The following is a 21,870-nucleotide window of genomic DNA, read 5'->3' as shown; positions in this document are numbered from 1 at the left end:
TTTCCTAGTTTAAGTTACACGCTTCAAGGCCCGATAAGCGCATACGCACTTCAAGCTCAGGTAATTGGCGAGGTTTAACACCTTCAAGGCCTTTCGCAAACGCCTTTATATGAGCCGGTGTGGTGCCGCAACAACCACCTACAATGTTGATAAAGCCAGACTTGCCCCAATCAATAATTTCTTTTGCCATTTCAGGGGCTTCTAAATCATATTCGCCAAACTCGTTCGGTAAACCTGCATTTGGATGCACCGAGGTAAAGGTTTCACAAACACGGGATAACTCTTCAACATACTGGCGCAGTAAGTCAGGGCCAAGGGCGCAGTTAAGGCCGATTGATAGCGGCTTAATATGGCGAATTGAGTTATAAAATGCTTCTGTTGTTTGGCCTGATAAAGTACGGCCTGAGGCATCGGTAATGGTGCCTGAGATCATCACAGGTAAACTACGACCAGCCTGTTCGAATGCTTCTTCCACAGCGAACGAAGCAGCTTTTGCATTAAGCGTATCAAAGATAGTTTCAATCAAAATGAGGTCTGCACCGCCTTCCATAAGTGCAAGTGTTGACTCAACATACGCGGCCACCAGCTTATCAAAGTTGATATTTCGATAACCTGGATCGTTTACATCTGGCGAAATAGAACAGGTTTTTGATGTTGGTCCAAGTACGCCTGCAACATAACGAGGCTTGCTTGGATCTTTTGCTTCAAACTCATCACATACGCTGCGTGCAAGCTTAGCTGACTCTAGGTTGATTTCGCGGCTAAGGCTAGCCATGTCGTAATCTTCCATCGAAATAGTCGTGGCATTAAAAGTATTGGTTTCGATGATATCGGCACCGGCTTCTAAGTAAGCACGGTGAATATCAGCAATGATTTTTGGCTGAGTCAGGCTTAATAAGTCGTTATTGCCTTTAATAAGTACATGCCAGTCTTTAAAGCGCTCACCGCGATAATCCTGTTCTTCTAATTTATGTTCTTGGATCATGGTGCCCATCGCGCCATCGAGGATTAAAATTCGCTGTTTTAGCGCCTCGGTTAATTGTTCGCGTTTATTCACTGCATTACTCGGCATAGTTGTTAGTCCTTACATCTTGGCTAACTAAGTTAATATCATACGGTGTAGTTTGGTACACATAATAGTTTAACCAATTCGAAAACAATAAAAAGGCATGGCTTTGCCACGTTTTCGACGGTTCGTTATCTGGGTTATCGTAAGGGAAGTAGTTTTCTGGCTTAGGCGCATCAGCTGATTTTTCTTGGTCACGCAAATACTCCCCTTTTAGGGTATGGGCATCGTACTCTGGATGGCCCGTAATATATACTTGGCTACCTGATTTATTTTTAATTAAATAGGCACCTACTCGCTCAGAGCCTGCTAACACAACCAGCTCATCGCAGGCATTGATCTTCTCGATATCAATATGACCATAGCGAGAATGTGGCACTAAAAAGGTGTCATCAAAGCCTCGGGTAAGTGCCGCATGATCAAAATAACTTTTATGGGTAAATACGCCACTGAGTTTATTTGGTTTCAGCTCACGTTTCAGACCATAGTGATGATAAAGCCCAGCATGGGCCGCCCAACACGAAAACAACGTAGACGTAACATGCTGCTCTGCCCAATCTAAAATAACTTTTAGTTCATCCCAGTAAGCAACTTCGTCATACTCTAAATGAGCAAGCGGCGCGCCTGTTATGATCATGGCATCGTAGTTATTATCTTTCACTTCTGAAAAATAACGATAGAAAGTATCCATATGCTGCTCAGAGTTACTACTCGTGCGATGAGTATCCAACCTCAGCAACTCAACATTAACTTGTAACGGTGAGTTAGCTAATAATCGAATAAATTGCACTTCGGTTTCAACTTTGTTTGGCATTAAGTTTAAGATAGCCAAACGCATTGGACGAATCTCTTGCGTTTTAGCACGACTTTTTGGCATTACAAACACGTTCTCTTGACGTAATTTTGCAATGGCTGGCAATTCATCTTTTACTGTAATGGGCATAGCTGGCTCCGAGCATACTTATCTGACTGCTAATTATGAACGGATAGTTAGAAATTTCAACCTCTAGATGTTTAGATGTCCAAATGAATTTTATTTGTTTGAAAGCAAAGCCCATAAAAGCCTGTTTCGTTGACGTATACGCGACAGAGCCTCTACAATATACGCTGTTAATTTTTCTTATAAATTGAAGGCTCCTTTCATGGTGTTACCAGATAAGTTTATATTCTCGATGAGTCGAGTTTCTAAGGTTGTGCCACCTAAGCGCACTATCTTAAAAGATATTTCTTTACACTTTTTCCCAGGCGCAAAAATTGGTGTGCTAGGTCTAAACGGTGCAGGTAAATCAACGTTACTTCGCATTATGGCTGGTGTTGATCAAGACTTTGAAGGTGAAGCTCGCCCTCAACCTGGCACTAAAATCGGTTACTTACCGCAAGAGCCAGTGCTTGACGAAAGCAAAACAGTTCGCGAAACAGTAGAAGAAGCAGTAAGCGAAGTTAAAAATGCACTAAACCGCCTTGATGAAGTATACAACGAGTATGCAATGGACGGTGCTGACTTCGATGCACTTGCTAAAGAGCAAGGTGAACTTGAAGCTATCATCCAAGCGCACGACGGTCACAATATCGACAACGTGTTAGAGCGTGCAGCTGATGCATTACGTCTTCCACCTTGGGATGCAAAAATTGAACACCTTTCGGGTGGTGAGCGTCGCCGTGTTGCGATCTGTCGTTTACTACTTGAAAAACCAGATATGCTTATTCTTGACGAGCCAACCAACCACTTAGATGCTGAGTCAGTTGCTTGGTTAGAGCGCTTCTTACACGATTACGAAGGTACCGTGGTTGCTGTAACCCACGACCGTTACTTCTTAGATAACGTAGCAGGTTGGATTTTAGAACTTGACCGTGGTGAAGGTATTCCTTGGGAAGGTAACTACTCATCGTGGCTTGAGCAAAAAGATTTACGTTTACAACAAGAACAGAAATCTGAAAAAGCACGTCAAAAATCAATCGCGCAAGAACTTGAATGGGTTCGTTCAAACCCGAAAGGCCGTCAAGCTAAGTCTAAAGCACGTATGGCACAGTTCTCTGAGCTACAGCAAAACGATTACCAAAAGCGTAACGAAACGAATGAACTATTCATTCCACCGGGTCCACGCTTAGGTGACCAAGTTATCGAAGTGAAAGGTCTGAAGAAAAGCTTTGGCGATCGCGTATTAATCGATGACTTAAACTTTGCAATGCCAAAAGGCGCTATCGTAGGTATTATCGGCGCTAATGGTGCGGGTAAATCAACCCTGTTCAAAATGCTAAGTGGTGAAGAAACGCCAGATAGCGGTGAGATCCTTGTTGGTGATACTGTTGAGCTTGCAACCGTTGATCAGTTCCGTGGTGACATGGACGAAAGCAACACCGTTTTCCAAGAAATCTCAAACGGCCAAGACGTATTAAAAATTGGTAACTTTGAATTCCCAAGCCGTGCCTATGTTGGCCGCTTTAACTTCAAAGGTAACGACCAACAAAAATTCGTTAAAGACTTATCAGGTGGTGAGCGCAACCGTTTACATCTAGCTAAGTTATTAAAAGCAGGTGGTAACGTGTTACTACTGGATGAGCCTACCAATGACCTAGACGTTGAAACATTACGTGCACTTGAGAACGCTATTTTAGAGTTCCCAGGCTGTGTAATGTGTATCTCGCATGACCGTTGGTTCCTTGACCGTATTGCTACACATATTCTTGATTACCGTGACGAAGGCCAAATTAACTTCTTCGATGGTAACTACACAGAATACGAAGAGTGGCTGAAGAAAACCTTAGGCGCAGAAGCGGCACAACCTAAGCGTATTAAATACAAAAAAATTGGCTAATTAGCTGATACTCAAAAAGCCCCGATTTAGGGGCTTTTTTGTTGCTATAATCATTTCTCTCACTAATTTCATAATGATCTATACTCATTAAGTTAATATAGGTGGAGATAAAGTTATGAATGAACGCAGAGAGTTTTCGCGGGTATTATTTTCTTGCCCTGCGATTCTTCGCATCGAAGATAACGACTACCACTGTCAGTTACTTGATCTATCTTTGCAAGGTGCGCTTATTACTAAAAGTGATTCATTTTTAGTGCCTATTCATAGTAAGGCAGACTTAATCTTTACCCTGCCAGAGTCAAATATCGAGATAAAAATGCAAGTGGAGCTGTGCCATATTGAGCATCAGCATGCAGGCCTTCGCTGTGAACATATAGATATTGATAGTATTACTCACTTAAAACGACTGATTGAGCTAAACTTGGGTGATGAAGCATTATTACATCGCGAGTTAGGCCATTTAATTCACGCACCAGAGTAAACATTTGCCAGTAGATTCGTTATGCTGTAGCAAATTCAGCTATCCAATGAGCTATGCAGTTAAATCCCCACTTACCCTTGGTGTATCACCCAAATTACTCGTTTAGTTTCGATCCTAACCATCGCTTTGTGATGAGTAAGTTTGCTTATTTATATGAGCATGTACAAAGCCTTGGATTAATAAATGACAACCTAACACAGCCGGTGCTTGGCACCCCAGAGCCCCTTGAATTAGTGCACTGTGAAAATTACATCAACGACCTTTGGCATAATAGATTAGATGAAAAGGCGATGCGCCGCATTGGCTTACCTTGGTCAAAAGAGCTGATGGCACGTACTTTTACCGCCCCACTTGGCACCTTACAAGCAGCACGCTTAGCACTTAAACATGGCATCGCTTGTCACTTAGCCGGTGGCACTCACCATGCTCATACTGACTTTGGCTCAGGCTATTGCATGGTAAACGACTTAGCTTTCACCAGCGAAACCCTGATAAAAAGTGGCGAAGTGACCAATATACTTATTTTTGATTTAGATGTTCATCAAGGTGATGGTACCGCAGCAATGCTGGAACATCAGCCCTACGCCTATACCTGCTCTATTCACTGTGAAAAGAATTTTCCGTTTCGAAAATCAGCCAGCGACTTAGACATAGGTTTAGCACCGAATGTCGCTGACAGTGAATACCTAGGCGTTGTTGACGATACTCTGAGTTATTTATTAAACACCTTAAACCCAGATTTAGTACTTTATGATGCAGGTGTTGATGTATGGCAGCAAGATGGTTTAGGTAAACTTGATATAAGCTGGCAAGGGATAGAGCAACGCGACCATTTAGTCTTCAAGCGCTGCCTTGAGCGCAATGTACCTGTCGCAACAGTAATTGGTGGGGGTTATGATAAAGATCATCGCCGTTTAGCGGCTCGTCACGGCATTGTAGTTGAACAAGCGGCTCGCTTTTAATAACGACAAAGAAAAAAGGCCCGGTGGAGAAAAAAACCGGGCCTTTGCTACTGTAACATTGGGATATGTTAGCAACTTTTTTCTAAGTTAAAACAAGTAGCTGTGGAGCTACCGAATGGTAATCTAAAGCCATAGCTATGCTCAAAACCGTGATGTTTACAATTGAAAAAGCAAACACTTGGCGCGCCCAGCCGCTTACATCAATATTGCGACGATAGCCACGAAGCGCCATTAGCAACCACCAAAAACTCGTTGTACAAGCTACAGCCATAAAGGCTAAACCTGTATAACCACTAATGGTTAATAACATCACAACCAACGCATACACGGCGATATATAAAACAATGTGATGCTTTGCCTTCTCGATCCCCTGCGCTACAGGTAACACAGGAATTCTGGCCGCTTGGTAGTCGTTATAACGAAAGATTGCAATTGCATATGAATGAGGCATTTGCCATAGACTAAACATAACCAATAAAATCACAGCACCAGCATCAAACTGCCCAGTCACGGCACAATACCCCACTACAGGCGGTACTGCGCCAGATAAACTTCCTACAAAGGTGCCGTACACAGAACGACGTTTCATATATAAGCTGTACACACCTACGTAGATGACGTAACCAAAAGTAGCAAATAAGAGTGCCACTACGTTGGTATACACAGCTAATAAGCCGAAACCAATAACACCAAGCACGATGCCATGTGCCATAGCTGCCTTTGCTGACATTTCGCCAGTTACTGTGACGCGTTTGCGAGTGCGCGCCATAGCAACATCAATATCACGATCAATTACGTTATTGATCGCGCATCCTGATGCCACTACTAAAGATAACCCTAGTAAGGTTGCGATCATTAACCATGGGTCAATATCACCGCGAGAGGCTAGCAAGAATCCCCCCGCGACAGAGATCAAATTGCCCATGATAATGCCAGGTTTAGTGACATTTAAATAACGTCGAAACACTTCCTCGACTCCTCTAATTTTCAGCACAAACGCAATATTACGAAAGAAACTAGTTAGTAACAGACTGTAAGAACTGGAGACACAACCTCAGACTAACCAGCTCCTTTCGTAAATCTTTTTACCAATTACAAAGTAATTGTTATTAGTACATCATCATGGCGTTCGATTCGTAGATGATCCACACCGACAAACCAACCACCATCACGATGATTAAAGCACTAAAGATAAACGACAATGAACTTGCTTTGCCGTCTTCTGTTTTGAAGTTTAGGTGTAAGAAATATTTCAAATGCACCCAAATTTGCACAATCGCCATGCTCACGATGCACCATGCAGTGGTCGTTTTAGAAAACGAGCCACTCATCACAGCCCAAAATGGAATAGCCGTTAAAACCACTGACAATACAAAACCAATTAAATAGTCTTTAACGCTGCCATGTGATTGATCATTATGTGCATGAACTTCTAAGTTATTAATTACATGTGATTCACTGTGACTCATTACATTGCTCCCATTAAATAAACAACGGTAAATACACAGATCCACACCACATCTAAGAAGTGCCAGAATAAGCTTAAACAACTTAGGCGTGTCACTGTTTGTGGGTTTAAACCACGGCGCACAACTTCAATCATCAGGACAGTCATCCAAATAAGACCTGCTGTAACGTGAAGACCGTGTAAGCCCACTAAAGAGAAGAACGATGTTAAAAAGGCACTTTGCTGAGGGCCATTGCCATGCGCAATTAGGTGATGGAATTCATATACTTCCATACCAATAAACACAGCACCAAAGGCAAAGGTAACCAGCAACCAAGTTAAAGTAGCCGCCTTTTTCTGCCCGTGAGCAGAGATCATCGCAAAACCAAAAGTGATACTACTGAGTAGTAGTGCTGCGGTTTCAACCGCAACAAAATCAAGTTCAAAAATGTCTTTACCGGACACACCGCCAGCAGTATTCATGAACAATACTGCATAGGTTGCAAAGAATGATGCAAACAACAGGCAGTCAGTCATTAGGTAAAGCCAGAAACCAAATACGGTGTTACCACCTGTATCGTGGTGCTCATGGTCATGTGCATCGACATGACCGTGTGCGCTGTTTAAGGTGTCGAGCCCTGCAGAAATGGTACTCATGCATTCACCTCCTTCGTAGCGGCTGTATTGTGAGCCGTTTCTAGTTCAACAATTTCATCTGGTTGCACGTAGTAATCAACATCGCTGGTGTAACAACGTTTGATGAACACCACGATAGCACCCAGTAATCCAAAGGCTGCAAGCCACCAAATGTGCCAGATCATGGCAAAACAGAAGGTTGTTAAAGCTGCGCTCATTAATACACCTGCCGATGTATTTTTTGGCATATGAATTGGGCTATAAGAGGCTTCTTGTTTGTAAGCTAAGCCTTTTTCTTTCATATCTGTCCACGCATCAATGTCATCAACATGTGGAATTTTCGCAAAGTTGTAGTACTGCGGAGGTGAAGCAGATGCCCACTCAAGGGTATGACCATTCCACGGATCGCCCGTTGTATCATCAAGTTGCTCGCGATTTTTGAAGCTCACTACAAGTTGCACAACTTGGAACAAGATACCGAACATAATGATTACCGCACCGCCAGCTGCAATGTATAACCAAATATTCCAATCAGGGTTGTTAGTGTGATTTAAGCGACGTGTCATACCTAAGAAACCAAGTACATATAACGGCATGAATGCAACGAAGAAACCTATTAACCAACACCAGAAAGATCTTCTGCCCCAGCTCTCGTCAAGTTTGAAGCCCATTGCTTTAGGGAACCAAAACGCAAAACCAGCTAAATAACCAAATACCGCACCACCAATAATGGTGTTATGGAAGTGAGCAATTAAGAATAAGCTGTTATGTAATACGTAGTCAGCACCAGGAATAGCAAGTAACACACCGGTCATACCACCGATAGTGAAAGTCACCATGAAACCTAAAGTCCAAAGGACAGGCACAGTAATACGTAAACGACCACGGTACATAGTGAATAACCAGTTAAACAACTTAACCCCGGTCGGTACCGCAATAACCATGGTCATAACACCAAAGAAGGCATTAACGTTAGCGCTTGAGCCCATAGTAAAGAAATGATGAAGCCAAACGATAAAACCTAAAATAGAAATCGCACCGCTTGCATAAACCATCGACTTATAACCAAACAGGCGTTTACCAGCAAAAGTTGAGATAACTTCTGAGAAAATACCAAACGCAGGTAAGATCAAAATGTAAACTTCAGGGTGACCCCATGCCCAAAATAAGTTGATGTACATCATCGCGTTACCACCTAATTCATTGGTGAAAAAGTGGAAATCGAGATAACGGTCAAGCGTTAGCATTGCCAGTACCGCAGTTAAAATTGGGAACGATGCGGCAATTAAGATATTCGCCCACGTACATGCCCAAGTAAAAATAGGCATTTTCATTAATGTCATGCCTGGTGCACGCATTTTAAATACAGTCGCTAAGAAGTTTACCGATGTTAATAAGGTACCCAAGCCGGATATCTGCAAGGCCCATATATAATAGTCGACCCCGACACCTGGACTAAATGACAGCTCAGACAGCGGTGGATATGCAACCCAACCTGTTTTCGCAAACTCACCAAAGAATAGTGAGATATTAATCAGGATTGCACCGCCAGCAGTTAACCAAAAGCTAAGGTTATTTAAGAATGGGAATGCAACATCACGGGCACCAATTTGCAAAGGTAAAATGATGTTCATTAAACCAATCATAAACGGCATCGCCATAAAGATGATCATGATCACCCCGTGCGCCGTAAAGATTTGGTCATAGTGCTCTGGTGGTAAGTAACCACTTGCACCGCCGGTAGCCATTGCTAATTGCAGTCGCATCATAATGGCATCCGCGAAACCACGGAAAAGCATGATAAGCGCAAGAATGATGTACATAACACCTAAACGCTTATGGTCAATTGAGGTGATCCAGTCGTGCCAAATCACGCCCCACTTTTTATATTTTGTTACTAAGCCTGCCACTAACAGACCTAAGACAGCAACAACCGTCATGGTAACCATGATAATTGGTTCATGAAACGGGATTGCGTCTAATGTTAATTTACCTAACAACGACATGATTATTCCTCGTCCTCGCTGTGCTTCTTATGAGCTGAGTGCTCTGGCATAGCGTGTTGCATTGCACCGTGAGAGCCATGCGCTTGCATATATTTCATTACGATTGAATGGAACATATCTTTATCTACGCTGGCATAGTATTTAACTGGGTCGTATTCACTTGGTTTTGCTAGTTCAACATAGCTTTGCTTAGTCAGTGCAGAACCGGTATTTTTTACTTTGTTTACCCATTCATCGAAATCAGCTTCAGTAGCTGTTGCAATGGCATCGAACTTCATACCGGTGAAACCTGCACCACTGTAGTTAGCAGAGAAGCCTTTAAAAGTACCCGGTTCATCAGCTATTAAGTGAAGCTTTGTTTCCATACCTGCCATTGAATAAATTTGGCTACCAAGCTGTGGAATGAAAAACGAATTCATGGTGCTTTCTGAGGTGATCTTGTACTGCACAGGCACATTGGCAGGAAAAACAAGCTCATTCACTGTGGCGATGCCTTGCTCTGGATAAATGAATAACCATTTCCAGTTCAAAGAAACAACTTCAACAGTAAGGTGCTCACCTTTACCTTCAAGTGGTTTATATGGGTCAAGTTGTTGCGTTGACTGCCATGTGATCACACCTAAAATCGCAACGATAATGATAGGAATGGTCCAAACTACAGCTTCAATCTTGTTTGAGTGCGCCCATTTTGGAGCGTAAATTTCTTGATCTCGTCCATCACGGTATTTCCATGCAAAATAAATTGTCATGGCAATAACTGGAATTACAACAATCAGCATTAATACCGTAGCTACGATAATTAAATACTTCTCGTCGACACCAATTTGACCTTTTGGATCGAGTACCCCGCCTTTACAGCCAGACAAAGCCAGCACTAAAGACGCTAGAGCAATATTACAAAGGTTTCGAATTGACAAAGGAATATCCTACAACCTAAAAGTTAACACTTGTCGAAATAAGTACACGACGCTTTTCTGCAACAGATGCTACAGATATCCCTCGGCTGAATAACGAGCACGACAAATCGACACGCTAAAAAGTAAGGGAATTTAGGTTGGCTGACTGAAATTTGGGCGTAAAAAACCCACTAGGTGCTTTAGTAAAGACAACTTAGAAAACGACTAAAATGGCTGAACTTAAGCAACAAAGCTTATTTACAGACAACCACTTACACGAGGAGGAGCACGACAGCCATGAGCACTGTGTACTACTAAAGACTTTATCGTTTCACGCGCAGCGAAGGCCGCTTTACGTAAAATGACACCTGCACGACGCGCAGGAAAGAAATGGAAGACCAACCAGCATAAACCAATAAGTAATTGGCAAGACACCACAGGGTAAGCTAAAAAACTCAACACATTAAGTAGTGGGATTTCGTATAAAGCACCTTCACTTAATAAGCTTCTTAGCCCTTGAGCATCTTCTAATGTACCGTTGATTAGCATGGCTGAATTAATCAGCAACAAGGCTAAAACTGACATTAGTTCTTTACCAGCAAAAAATGCACGCGCAGCCAGTTGCAACCTAGCTAAGCTAGACTGTTTGGCACCTTGTGACTGATTAATTGCTCGCAAAACCCACGCCTTTTTATCGCTTTTACTGCATTTTAGGTAAGTGGCTTACCCTATTTTTAAATGCGGTAATATGATCTTCATCAATAAAGTTTCAGTAATTACTGAAATTTCGGTGTGGAGTATAACAAAGTCAACAGACGGTACAAGTAGAATTTGGCAGCACAAAGTTAAGTATTGTTTAACCACACGCTATCAATGTGTAAAAAACCGATTTAATTAAAGCTAAGTATTTAAAATTAATACTTTATTTTATATAGCTAAAAGCAATGAAGAAAATGAAAATAGCATATTAATAACGTTTTAAAGCATAAATACCGTTTTAAGCATACTAAGTCAGTAATAACTGAAGATTAAATACTGAGCAAGGATTAGCCAAACCCATTAAAATATAATATTCTAACAAAACCAAAAATAAAGAATAAAAGAGATAGTTATGCGTCAATATGCACTCGCTGCAGCCATTTTAGCATTAAGTAACAGCGTACTCGCAAATACGATTGAAGACACCGTAGTGAATGGATTAAATAAACCCGCGATTTATTACACCGATATTGAGCCACACTTAAAAAAAGTAGCAAAGCATCCTAGCGTCAAACTAGAACAAATTGGTACCTCATTTCAAGGACAGGCACTCAATTCTCTTAAAATTGGCACAGGCCCAATCAAAGTGATGATGTGGAGCCAAATGCACGGCGACGAAAACACTGCAACTGCCGCACTTATGGACTTTTTAAGCTTCATAACAGCTGATGAAAACGCACAATGGCTAAAAAGCTGGCGACAGAAAATATCCCTTCTCATAATCCCTATGGTGAACCCTGACGGCGCGGCCGTACAAACCCGTTATAATGCTCAAGGAATTGATTTAAATCGCGATGCTAAAGCTCTTCGCACAAAAGAAGGGCAAATACTAATGGCTGCCGCAAATCAGTTTAAACCTGACTTTGGCTTTAATTTACATGATCAGAACGCATATTACGGAGCAGGAAAAAAAGGTAAACAAGCCACCATTTCAGTGCTAGCGCCAGCCTATAACGAAGCGAGAGAAGTAAATAAAAGTCGCGGCGAGGCTATGCAGTTTATAGCCCACTTAGCTAAAACGGTTGAAACAATAATCCCAGGCCACTTAGGAAAGTACAACGACAGTTACTCATACCGTAGCTTTGGGGATACTTTTTCGGAAAAGGGTATTAGAACAATATTAATTGAATCAGGAGCGTACCCTAATGATCCAAACCGACAAATAGCACGCAAGGTTAACCGTGTTTTATACAAAAAGACGATTGATTCGTTAACTTCGGGGGAGTGGAAAGACGCGAGGATATCGCAATATCACGCTATTCCATTTAACGCTAAAGACAATTGGGTCGACTTACTAATAGACGACATAATCGTAAATAGTGAGCTAGGTGATTACCAGATAGATATTGCAATTAACAATAAAGGACAGTCACCTGTAATCAAAGAGCTAGGTGATATAAGTAGTATCCGCCAAGGTTATACGAGTTTAGATGCAAGCAGCCTAAGCTTTAAGGCAGGTAACAGCTTTGTTTTAAATAAATCGTTAACGCTTACAGAAAGTAGCTATAAAAATATTTTAAAACAAGGCTATAGCTGTTTTTCGGGTGATATGAACAAATTAAAAAACACCTCAAAATGGCCAGTTTACGCGTGCAAAAGTATATTTACATCAATACCATCTCTTCACGCCCCTGCTGCTTTTTTCTTACAAGCCGACGGCATAAATAAGTATGCTATTTTGGGGACTGAGTTAATTAATCTAGAAAGTTAATAACAAAAGACAGTCACCCATAATTAAAAACACGCTTTGAAAGACAGGCACTCTTAAAAGTGCCTACTAAATCTTCAAATACTTTAGATTTTTTAACCTAAAATACTCGTTTTGTAGGCAACCTCCCTATTAGCTTAATCCACTAGTAAAAACCAAGATAAAAGATTTAGCTTTCTGAAAATTGAAAGTACGAGTTAGCTGCAATGTTTTGCAAAAAATAAAAGTTGAGAGAAATTTAAGATTAGCTAGCAAGTAATAACTTACAACTTGTTATATTACTTCGCCGCTTTCGAGCAGTTTTACTACAGTAGTTTTCAATAGCTTGTATTCGTCCTACAGCACCGTGAAATAAATGTTCAAACTGTGTTGTTAATGTTAGCCAACTTGCTGGCTCGAGATTAAGCCTCTCAAGGACAGGAGGTAAATGATGATCTATATATCCGCGTTTATCCGTGCTAATACAGCGGCCTGTTTGCTCTACAAGTAACAGGTATGACTTTAACTCAAAAGGTATCCCCTTTGATTTATTCTTGTTCATACCACCAACAAAACGAGCTAGTAGCTTAGGTTGTTTTGAATTCTTCACACTTTGGCTTCGCTTTTTAAAACTTGTATAGTTAGATTGCTCTGGGGTCCTCGCAACCTCTGCACGAACAGGGTTTAAATCAACATAGGCCATGCACGATAAAAGAGCAGATTCATCAAGTAGTGCTTGGCTCTTGAAGCGCCCTTCCCAAAAATGCCCGGTACATTCGTCTTCTTTATTTGCACGCCTGGCAATATACTCATTCGCATGAACCAACTAATACTAGAAAGGCGCGCTCTGTATTCTACAACCTCTTTATTTAAAAAGGCCTGTTGAACGTCACTCAATTGCTCACCACGGAGGAAGTTTTGACCTAAAGGCGTCATTTTACTGAGCTTATTCCAGCGTAAAAGAACGGCCTTATCGGTTAACCTATTTGCTTTTTTATCATCTACATAAAGCACAATATGAGTATGATTACTCATCACTGCATAAGCACACACATCAATACAAAATACCTTCGCAAGAACAAGCAGACGATCTTCAACCCACCCTCGGCGGTGTTCATATGATTTACCTGTAAGAGTGTCTTCTCCGCAAAGGTAGGCGCGTCTAACGCATCGGGATACACAGTGATAGTATTTAGTATTCGACAAACAGATTTGCCGCTTCCTTGCTAAAGCCATCGTCCACTCCTTGAACTGATAATTTAAAATGCATGGGCTGTAACTAAAGTTTAGACAAGATATATTCTGCCGCAAGATTGTGATAAGAAATTACAGTGACTGTCTACATAAAGGTAGGTATTAAAAAAGCGCCTTTGGGCGCTTTTTTCTGATTAGAGAATTTGATTCTCTTTCCAGGCTTGTTCTTTTGCCATGCGCTTTTTACGCTTGTCACATGGGTCGTCACAGTCGCAGGCTTTGTCTATACCAACAGCGCCTAAGCCACCGCAACTACTGGCCATTGATTTCTTTTGCACAATCATGCCGACAGCCATCGCTGCCACAATTAAAATAAGTAGACCAAATGTAAGAAGAAAAAGTGACATTGCTTTGCCCCTATCGTCAGCAATTAAATCGAGCCTAATTTATTAGGCTGCGTGTATTATATACCCAAACCACCTCAAGGTGCGAGTTTCAGTTGGAATTAAAAGCGATTTAGGCAAGGCATTGATTGCAAGCAATAGTGGTTCTATTGTTAAAATCAATAACGCAGTATAAATCGCTTTTAAACCAACCCGTTGGGCGCTTCACAGGCGCTTACTCTCATCGTTATTACTTCTTAAAAGGGACTGCCATTGTTGCAAAGTAACGCCTTGATATTAAGCACCTGTGAAACGCTGAATTCTGCATCTTGAGGTGGCTTGGGTATGCACTGCTTCTTGCCCTGCTACAAATAAGGTTTGAAAGCAGGGCTTGAATAAGTTACTAAGCCATTGTCTGACTTACCAATTAAATAAACTGGAAGATCATGCTGCTCAGCGTATTGCTGCGCACGTTCCATGCCCATCACAGTAAGCGCTGTCGCTAAGCCATCAGCAGTCATCGCTGATGGGTGCAAAACTGTAACAGATACCAAATCATGGCGACTAGGCATACCTGTTTCTGGGTCAATTAGATGACTATACGTAACACCATCCATTTCGTAAAAAATGCGGTAATCACCTGATGTTGCAATACCATTGGTACCAGGCTCAATCACTTTATGCACTTTACGAACGCCAGGCTCAGCATCAGGCTGCTCAATAGCGATTTTCCAAGTGATGTTGTCTGGCTTAATACCCGATACACGCAACTCGCCACCAATTTCTACCATATAATTCTTCAAGCCATGACTTTCTATCACTTGTGCGACTCTATCGATACCATAGCCTTTTGCGGTTGCAGAAAACGAGAGTTCTAAACCATCAATTGTTTTCATTAAACCCGCATCAGTAAGTTTAAGCTTATCAACTCCTATCTTTGCAACCATTGCTGCCAAAGCTTCATCGCTTGGGCGTTTAGTCGGCTTTTTATCTGGGCCAAAGCCCCATAAATCAATAAGTGGTCCCATAGTGACATCTAAGGTTTTCGTTGATTCGCCAAGGCGGATTGATTCAGCTACTACGTTTCTGAAATCAGCGCTAATTGGCATCACCTGCCCCGCAGGTAAATTGTTAAACTGATTAATTTCTGAATCTGGAATGTATGTCGACATTGACTGATTTACGTCTTTAAGCACTTGCTTAATCTCAGGATGTAAATCAACACCTGCAACCTTTGAAGACTCTGCAAACACCTTAATGTGATAAGTGGTGCCCATTGTCTTACCTTCAAAATAAAGCTCTTCTGCCTTATCTGCTTGGCTGCAGCCAGCCATGAGTAAAGTCATAGTTAATAGAAAAAAGGCCATCAAGCCTTGGCGATAAAACACTCTATTCATAGCATTCACCTTTTAGATACCACAGGGTTAGGTATAGAAATAAAAAAGCCTCGTAACACTATGTGCTACGAGGCCTGTATTCTAACCAAAACTTATTGTTTTGTGTATGGTGTTAGCCACCGAAGTCATCTAATAAGATGTTTTCGTCTTCTACACCAAGATCTTTAAGCATGTTGATAACAGCCGCGTTCATCATTGGAGGACCACACATGTAGAACTCACAATCTTCCGGCGCTTCATGATCTTTCAAGTAGTTTTCATAAAGTACGTTATGGATGAAGCCTGTATAACCTTCCCAGTTATCTTCTGGTTGTGGATCAGACAGTGCTGTGTGCCATACAAAGTTATCGTTTTCTGCAGCTAAGCCGTCGAAATCTTCTACGTAGAACATTTCACGCTTAGAACGCGCACCATACCAGAAGCTCATCTTACGCTTAGATTGTAAACGCTTAAGTTGGTCAAAGATATGTGAACGCATTGGTGCCATACCTGCACCACCACCTACGAATACCATTTCTGCATCAGTGTCTTTCGCGAAGAACTCACCGAATGGGCCAGAAATAGTCACTTTATCACCTTCTTTTAGTGACCAAATGTACGAAGACATTTTACCACATGGAAGGCTTAGGTCTCTTGGCGGCGGCGTAGCGATACGCACGTTAAGCATGATGATGCCTTCTTCTTCTGGGTAGTTAGCCATTGAGTATGCACGAATTGTTTCGTCGTCTACTTTAGACTCCAGATCGAAGAAACCGAAGTGGTTCCAGTCGCCACGATACTCTTCTGGAATATCGAAGTCAGCGTATTTAACGTGGTGTGCTGGCGCTTCAATTTGAATATAACCACCGGCACGGAACGGTACTGACTCGCCATCAGGAATTTGTAACTTAAGCTCCTTGATGAAAGTTGCTTTGTTATCGTTAGAGATAACTGTACAGTCCCACTTTTTAACACCGAAAATTGACTCTTCAAGCTCAATTTCCATGTCGTTCTTAACATTTACCTGACACGCTAAACGGCAGCCTTCACGAGCTTCACCTTTAGAGATGTGATCAAGTTCTGTTGGTAGGATATCGCCGCCACCTTCTTTGATGTGAACACGACACTGACCACAAGAGCCACCGCCACCACATGCAGATGAAACGAAGATACCTGAATCAGCTAGCGCACCTAATAGCTTGCTACCTGCAGATGTTTTAATAGCTTTTTCTGGGTCGCCATTAATTCCGATGATGATATCGCCGCTTGCTACTAATTTAGATTTAGCACCAATGATAACTAAAACTAAAATAACAACGATAGCGATGAAAACACCAACGCCTAAGAAAATCTCATTCATGATTTATCCTCGCTACCTTTTAAAGTGAAATACCAGAGAATGACATAAAGCCAAGACCCATCAGACCAACAGTGATGAAAGTAATACCTAAACCACGTAAGCCATCAGGAACGTCTGAGTACTTCATTTTTTCACGGATACCAGCAAGTAAAGTAATTGCTAGTGCCCAGCCCACACCTGAACCGATACCATAAACAACAGACTCGCCGAAGTTATAGTTACGCTCAACCATGAAAGATACCGCACCGAAGATCGCACAGTTAACTGTGATCAATGGTAAGAAGATACCTAACGCGTTATAAAGTGCAGGGAAGAACTTATCTAATGCCATTTCAAGAATTTGTACAAGTGCTGCAATAACACCGATGAAAGTCAAGAAACGTAAGAAGCTAAGGTCTGCCTCTGGGTAGCCAAGCCACTCTAATGCACCTGGTGCAAGAACAGCATGATAAACCAAGTTATTTACAGGTACTGAGATACCTAGTACCACGATAACTGCCACACCTAGGCCGATTGATGTTGTTACTTTCTTCGATACAGCAAGGAAAGTACACATACCTAGGAAGAAGGCTAAAGCTAAGTTTTCAATGAAAACCGCTTTTACAAATAAACTAATATAATGTTCCACTGCTCGCCCCTTACGCTTTTGCTTCTACTTGGTCTTTCTTAAAGGTACGAAGTACCCAGATGAATAAACCAATAATGAAGAATGCACTCGGTGGTAAAATCAATAGACCCATTGGTTGATACCAGCCACCATTTTGTACAAGTGGAATAATATCAACACCGAATAGTGAACCTTTACCGAATAACTCACGGATGAAACCAACAGTTAATAGTACTACTGAGTAGCCTAAACCGTTACCGATACCGTCTAGGAAAGACATTAACGGTGGTGACTTCATTGCGTATGCTTCAGCACGACCCATTACGATACAGTTTGTAATGATTAGACCAACGAATACTGAAAGCTCTTTAGCTGTTGCATAAGAGAACGCTTGCAGTACTTGGTCAACAACGATTACAAGTGATGCGATGATCGTCATTTGCACGATGATACGTACAGATGATGGGATGTGATTACGAATTGACGAAATAAACAAGCTAGAAAACGCTGTTACTAGTGTCAATGCGATTGACATGATTAGTGCATTTTTTAAGCTTGATGTTACCGCTAGCGCAGAACAAATACCTAGTACTTGTAATGCGATCGGGTTATTTGCGAATACCGGGCCAAATAGGACCGACTTCATTTCTTTAGTATCAGCCATTATTTCAACGCTCCTTCACGTACTTTCGCAAGGAATGGACCAAAGCCATGCTCGCCAGTCCAGAAGTCAACTGTGTGATCAACACCGTTTGAAGTTAATGTTGCACCAGAAAGACCATCGATTTGATGTTCATTCTTTGCACCGCTCTTCATGATATTGATTGGTAACTCTTTACCTTGCCATTTAGCAGTCCATTGTGGATTTTGGATTTCACCACCTAGACCTGGCGTTTCGTTGTGCTTGAAGAAGTTGATGTTTTTAACTGTTTCACCATCGCTTTCAAGCGCTAAGAAGCCGTACATTACACCCCAAAGGCCATAACCTTGGATTGGTAGAATGATTGCATCTGTAGAACCATCAGGTTTCTTCGAAATATAAACAGGTGAATTTTTTGTCATACGCTGAATACCAGCGATGTCTTTAATTCCTTCTGCTTTCAACGCAAAGCTACGAGCTTGGTCGAATTTTGTTTTCTCGAAGTCAAATGAGTTAGGATCAGCACCTTCAACAAACTCACCTGTGTTCATGTCTACAACACGAGCTTCAATTTTTGAGTTAAAGGTATCTGACACAGTACCTGATACTTCAATGCCTGCAGCCGCTAAGATATTACGTTGAATATCTTGTGTTTTGTTAGCTTGCTGTAAAGGACGAAGCTGAACTGAAGCAAACGATACGATGATTGCACACACTAAACATAGTGCAACAACAACGGTTAGCGTTTTGCCGATTGATTCGTTATTACTAGACATTACGTGCCAACCTCCGCTTGATATTAGCTTGCACTACAAAGTGATCGAATAATGGTGCAAATAAGTTAGCAAATAAGATTGCTAGCATCATACCTTCTGGGAATGCCGGGTTAACAACACGGATCATTACAACCATAAAGCCGATTAACGCACCGTAAGCGAACTTACCTTTGTCTGTGAATGATGCAGATACTGGGTCTGTTGCCATGAAGAACATACCAAATGCAAAACCACCAAGAACTAAGTGCCAGTGCCAAGGCATAGCAAATACTGCGTTAGTTTCAGAACCAACTGTATTTAGTAAGAATGCCGTTGCAACCATACCTAGGAATACACCTAGAACGATACGCCAAGAAGCGATACGCACATAAATTAGGAATAAACCACCGATTAATAGTGCTAGTGTTGACGTTTCACCTACAGAACCTTGAATGAAACCGTAGAACGCATTCCACCATAGTTCCATGTTGCTGTAATCAAGTGAACCAACCACTGCTTGACCTAGCATAGTCGCACCAGAGAATGAATCTACGGCTGTCCATACTGTGTCACCTGAAATTTGCGCTGGGTATGCGAAGAATAAGAACGCACGACCGGCAAGAGCAGGGTTAAGGAAGTTACGACCTGTACCACCAAAGATTTCTTTAGCGATTACAACACCAAACGTAATACCTAGTGCAACTTGCCATAAAGGAATCGTTGCAGGCAGGATTAGTGCGAATAGTACAGATGTTACGAAGAAACCTTCATTTACTTCGTGCTTACGCACTGAAGCAAATAGTACTTCCCAGAAACCACCTACAGCAAACGTTACTGCGTAGATAGGTAGGAAGAAGCAGGCACCGTAAAACATTTTCGCGCCCCAACCAGAGTCAGCAGTTAATTCACCACCGAATAATTGGAACAGACCAACTTGCCATGTATTTGCTAGTTCAAAACCTTGCGCTAAAGCACCTGCAGCCTGATGGCCGATGTTGAACATACCAAAAAACATTGCAGGGAACGTCGCCATCCACACTAAAATCATCATACGTTTTAGGTCGATGTTATCACGAACGTGTGTTTTGCCTTTATTTACGTAACCTGGCGTGTAGAAAATAGTCGCAGCTGCTTCGTAAAGCGCATACCATTTTTCGTGTTTACCACCCGGTTCAAAATGCGGCTCAATATCTTCTAGAAATTTCTTTAAACCCATCTCTCTAGCCTTCCTTCTCGATCGTAGTCAAGCAATCGCGTAGGATTGAACCGTACTCGTATTTACCTGGACAAACGAAGGTACATAATGCTAAATCTTCTTCATCAAGCTCTAGCGCACCTAACGAAATTGCACCATCAAGATCACGTGCGATTAGATCACGTAATAATAGTGTAGGTAGGATGTCTAAAGGCATAACACGCTCATAGCTACCAATTGGAACCATGGCACGCTTCGAACCACCTGTTGAAGTCGTCATGTTAAATAGACGGCTAGGAGCAAGGTGAGATAAGAAGGTACGTGTTACTGAGAACTTGTTAGCACCTGGTGCAATCCAACCGAACAGCTCTTTTTCGCGACCTTCAAGTAATACAGATACTTGAACATGATAACGACCTAAGAACGCGTGTGGACCTTGAGAAATAGCGCCAGATAATACAGAACCAGAAATTACACGGTTATCACCGTCTTCTAATTCGCCAGCAACTAAATCATCTAAAGATGCACCTAACTGAGTTTTCACTAAGCGTGGGTTTTTAACACGAGGACCTGCAAGAGAAACTACACGGTCTGTGAAAATTTCACCTGTTAGGAATAAATTACCAAACGCAATTACGTCTTGGTAACCTAAGTGCCAAACCTGCTTGCTTGCAGAAACTGGGTCTAAGTTATGAATGTGTGTACCAACAAGACCAGCCGGATGCTTGCCACCAAACTCATGTACTTCTACTTGAGGGATTGATGAACTAGGCACTTGGCTACCAGCTTGTTTACAAACAAATACTTTACCGTCAGTTAAACGAGATACCACAGCTAATCCAGCTTCAAATGCTTGAGTATTCTCAGCAATGATTACTGCAGGATCTGCAGCTAGCGGGTTAGTGTCGATAGCCGTAACAAAGATAGAGCTAGGATTTGCATCCAAAGCAGCTACTCTGCTAAATGGGCGAGCACGAAGTGCTGTCCATTGACCTGACTGAACTAGTACTTCTTTAACTTTTTCACGGTCTAAGCTCGAAAGCTCGTCGGCCTTGAAAGAGTCAAAGGTGATTTGCTCACTGCCATTAACTTCAATAACAACAGATTGCAGCACACGTTTAGCACCACGATTAATTTCTTTTACTACCCCAGAAGCTGGTGCAGTAAATAAGACGCCTGGGTTCTTTTTGTCTTCAAAAAGTACCTGGCCTTTTTTGACTTGGTCATCCACGCGAACATGCATGGTTGGACGCATACCAATATATTCTTCACCTAGCACAGCTACACGTTTGACGGCAGAACCATCATGAATAACTTGCTGAGGTGCGCCCTCTATCGGTAAATCCAGACCTTTTTTTATGTTGATCATACGCACTTGCATTACATTAACGGAAAGAAACTGAAAAATCGTACCAACCACGTCGCCATTTGATATGCTCAAGTTAAACTCTAAATATCAAAGAATAGCCTGTTTAACACCCCAAACAAGCAACGCAGTAAACTCCTCACATATATTGCCCGAATTTTAACATCAATCAGGGTGACTATGCGAGAGCAAATATGAAATTTATACGACAGATACGGTTATTTAGACTACAAAAACC

20 protein-coding genes and 1 pseudogene are annotated in these 21,870 nt (G+C 41.8%); 4 read left to right on the top strand and 17 right to left on the bottom strand.

What is annotated here, in order from left to right; translation table 11 throughout:
- Positions 1 to 4: 4 nt before the first annotated feature.
- The gene (locus HYD28_06595) at positions 5 to 1,072 is read right to left on the bottom strand and encodes a homocysteine S-methyltransferase family protein (GenBank protein QLE08661.1); all 1,068 of its coding nucleotides are present in this window, start codon (positions 1,070 to 1,072) and stop codon (positions 5 to 7) included.
- A complete protein-coding gene (gene metA / locus HYD28_06590; protein ID QLE08660.1) occupies positions 1,062 to 2,009 on the bottom strand; it encodes a homoserine O-succinyltransferase in 948 nt (315 codons plus the stop codon). Before metA ends, HYD28_06595 begins: the two co-directional genes overlap by 11 nt.
- Positions 2,010 to 2,208: 199 nt before the next feature.
- On the opposite strand from metA, the gene ettA reads away from it, so the two are divergent.
- The 3 genes from ettA (at position 2,209) to HYD28_06575 (ending at position 5,325) form a co-directional block, all read left to right on the top strand.
- Positions 2,209 to 3,882, top strand: coding sequence for an energy-dependent translational throttle protein EttA (gene ettA, locus HYD28_06585; GenBank protein QLE08659.1), 1,674 nt, complete (start codon positions 2,209 to 2,211; stop codon positions 3,880 to 3,882).
- Between the two features lie 115 nt (positions 3,883 to 3,997).
- Positions 3,998 to 4,363 carry a PilZ domain-containing protein gene (locus HYD28_06580; GenBank protein ID QLE08658.1) on the top strand — a complete coding sequence of 122 codons (366 nt, stop codon included), beginning with the start codon at positions 3,998 to 4,000 and terminating at the stop codon, positions 4,361 to 4,363.
- A 53-nt stretch (positions 4,364 to 4,416) separates the two neighbouring features.
- On the top strand, positions 4,417 to 5,325 hold the full coding sequence (locus HYD28_06575) for a histone deacetylase (protein QLE08657.1): 909 nt from the start codon (positions 4,417 to 4,419) through the stop codon (positions 5,323 to 5,325).
- 82 nt (positions 5,326 to 5,407) lie between these two features.
- Here HYD28_06575 and HYD28_06570 read toward each other — a convergent pair whose 3' ends face one another.
- The 6 genes from HYD28_06570 to HYD28_06545 all read right to left on the bottom strand — a co-directional run bounded on the left by HYD28_06570 (position 5,408) and on the right by HYD28_06545 (position 10,988).
- Positions 5,408 to 6,292, bottom strand: a complete 885-nt coding sequence (locus HYD28_06570) for a protoheme IX farnesyltransferase (protein ID QLE08656.1) — start codon at positions 6,290 to 6,292, stop codon at positions 5,408 to 5,410.
- Between the two features lie 142 nt (positions 6,293 to 6,434).
- Entirely contained in the window at positions 6,435 to 6,794 is a 360-nt protein-coding gene (gene cyoD, locus HYD28_06565; protein ID QLE08655.1) for a cytochrome o ubiquinol oxidase subunit IV, read from the bottom strand.
- Positions 6,794 to 7,429 (bottom strand): cytochrome o ubiquinol oxidase subunit III, encoded by a 636-nt coding sequence (gene cyoC, locus HYD28_06560; GenBank protein ID QLE08654.1) that lies wholly within the window; start codon positions 7,427 to 7,429, stop codon positions 6,794 to 6,796. The genes cyoD and cyoC overlap by 1 nt, the downstream gene beginning before the upstream one ends.
- Entirely contained in the window at positions 7,426 to 9,414 is a 1,989-nt protein-coding gene (cyoB, locus tag HYD28_06555; GenBank protein ID QLE08653.1) for a cytochrome o ubiquinol oxidase subunit I, read from the bottom strand. Before cyoB ends, cyoC begins: the two co-directional genes overlap by 4 nt.
- 2 nt (positions 9,415 to 9,416) lie before the next feature.
- Entirely contained in the window at positions 9,417 to 10,331 is a 915-nt protein-coding gene (cyoA, locus tag HYD28_06550; protein ID QLE08652.1) for a ubiquinol oxidase subunit II, read from the bottom strand.
- Between the two features lie 237 nt (positions 10,332 to 10,568).
- Positions 10,569 to 10,988 (bottom strand): hypothetical protein, encoded by a 420-nt coding sequence (locus tag HYD28_06545; GenBank protein ID QLE08651.1) that lies wholly within the window; start codon positions 10,986 to 10,988, stop codon positions 10,569 to 10,571.
- A 433-nt stretch (positions 10,989 to 11,421) separates the two neighbouring features.
- On the opposite strand from HYD28_06545, the gene HYD28_06540 reads away from it, so the two are divergent.
- The gene (locus tag HYD28_06540; GenBank protein QLE08650.1) at positions 11,422 to 12,780 is read left to right on the top strand and encodes a DUF2817 domain-containing protein; all 1,359 of its coding nucleotides are present in this window, start codon (positions 11,422 to 11,424) and stop codon (positions 12,778 to 12,780) included.
- Positions 12,781 to 13,021: 241 nt separating this feature from the next.
- Here the strand turns inward: HYD28_06540 and HYD28_06535 are convergent.
- The 9 genes and pseudogenes from HYD28_06535 to HYD28_06495 all read right to left on the bottom strand — a co-directional run bounded on the left by HYD28_06535 (position 13,022) and on the right by HYD28_06495 (position 21,635).
- A pseudogene (locus tag HYD28_06535) lies at positions 13,022 to 13,992 on the bottom strand (transposase).
- A 152-nt stretch (positions 13,993 to 14,144) separates the two neighbouring features.
- Positions 14,145 to 14,357 (bottom strand): (Na+)-NQR maturation NqrM, encoded by a 213-nt coding sequence (gene nqrM, locus HYD28_06530; protein ID QLE08649.1) that lies wholly within the window; start codon positions 14,355 to 14,357, stop codon positions 14,145 to 14,147.
- A 341-nt stretch (positions 14,358 to 14,698) separates the two neighbouring features.
- Positions 14,699 to 15,730, bottom strand: coding sequence for an FAD:protein FMN transferase (locus tag HYD28_06525; GenBank protein ID QLE08648.1), 1,032 nt, complete (start codon positions 15,728 to 15,730; stop codon positions 14,699 to 14,701).
- Positions 15,731 to 15,842: 112 nt separating this feature from the next.
- Positions 15,843 to 17,069: an NADH:ubiquinone reductase (Na(+)-transporting) subunit F gene (gene nqrF / locus HYD28_06520; GenBank protein QLE08647.1), complete on the bottom strand. Its 1,227-nt coding sequence runs from the start codon at positions 17,067 to 17,069 to the stop codon at positions 15,843 to 15,845.
- A 19-nt stretch (positions 17,070 to 17,088) separates the two neighbouring features.
- Positions 17,089 to 17,697, bottom strand: coding sequence for an NADH:ubiquinone reductase (Na(+)-transporting) subunit E (gene nqrE, locus HYD28_06515; protein QLE08646.1), 609 nt, complete (start codon positions 17,695 to 17,697; stop codon positions 17,089 to 17,091).
- A gap of 10 nt (positions 17,698 to 17,707) precedes the next feature.
- Positions 17,708 to 18,340: an NADH:ubiquinone reductase (Na(+)-transporting) subunit D gene (locus HYD28_06510; GenBank protein QLE08645.1), complete on the bottom strand. Its 633-nt coding sequence runs from the start codon at positions 18,338 to 18,340 to the stop codon at positions 17,708 to 17,710.
- The gene (locus HYD28_06505) at positions 18,340 to 19,092 is read right to left on the bottom strand and encodes a Na(+)-translocating NADH-quinone reductase subunit C (GenBank protein QLE08644.1); all 753 of its coding nucleotides are present in this window, start codon (positions 19,090 to 19,092) and stop codon (positions 18,340 to 18,342) included. Before HYD28_06505 ends, HYD28_06510 begins: the two co-directional genes overlap by 1 nt.
- Positions 19,085 to 20,287 carry an NADH:ubiquinone reductase (Na(+)-transporting) subunit B gene (locus HYD28_06500; protein ID QLE08643.1) on the bottom strand — a complete coding sequence of 401 codons (1,203 nt, stop codon included), beginning with the start codon at positions 20,285 to 20,287 and terminating at the stop codon, positions 19,085 to 19,087. Before HYD28_06500 ends, HYD28_06505 begins: the two co-directional genes overlap by 8 nt.
- Positions 20,288 to 20,291: 4 nt before the next feature.
- The gene (locus HYD28_06495; protein QLE10501.1) at positions 20,292 to 21,635 is read right to left on the bottom strand and encodes a Na(+)-translocating NADH-quinone reductase subunit A; all 1,344 of its coding nucleotides are present in this window, start codon (positions 21,633 to 21,635) and stop codon (positions 20,292 to 20,294) included.
- Between the last annotated feature and the right edge of the window lie 235 nt (positions 21,636 to 21,870).

This window comes from Pseudoalteromonas shioyasakiensis (genome assembly GCA_013391845.1).
Lineage (GTDB): Bacteria > Pseudomonadota > Gammaproteobacteria > Enterobacterales > Alteromonadaceae > Pseudoalteromonas > Pseudoalteromonas apostichopi.
Note: the sequence above shows the minus strand (reverse complement) of the source record. Positions and strands in the feature narration are given on the sequence as shown.